At 71.0% G+C, this 403-nt stretch carries 1 pseudogene; it reads left to right on the top strand.

The features are described from left to right. Positions 1-403, top strand: a pseudogene (locus DK254_RS16885) (type IV secretion protein Rhs); the annotation flags it as partial.

Here is a 403-nt window from a genome sequence, read left to right as displayed (position 1 = left end):
TGGACAGCGTGCTCGGCCGCGGCTGGGTGCTGCCCTGGGACCAGAGCCTGCGCCAGGCCGGCGAGTTCGTCTACCTGAGCGACAACCAGGGCCGCAGCGTGCCCTTCGTCGCCCTGGAACCGGGCGAGCGGGTGTTCGCCGCCAACGAGCAGGTCTACCTGGTGCGCAGCCAGGGTGGCCACTACCTGCTGCAGAGCCTCGACAACCAGTTCTTCTACTTCGGCGAACTGCCCGCGGACGGCAGCCCCGCCCCGCTGCAACGCCTCGAGAACGCCCTGGGCCACTACCTGCACTTCAACCGCGGCGCCGACGGCCGCCTGCTGGACATCACCGCCAGCGGCGGGCTGCGCCTGCACCTGCACTACGACCACCCGCTGCAGCGCCTCACCGAGGTGGTGCGGGT

Origin of the sequence: Pseudomonas sp. RW407 (assembly GCF_003176655.1) — a bacterium.
Taxonomy (GTDB): Bacteria; Pseudomonadota; Gammaproteobacteria; order Pseudomonadales; family Pseudomonadaceae; genus Pseudomonas; species Pseudomonas delhiensis.
This window is presented reverse-complemented; position numbering and strand designations above follow the sequence as displayed.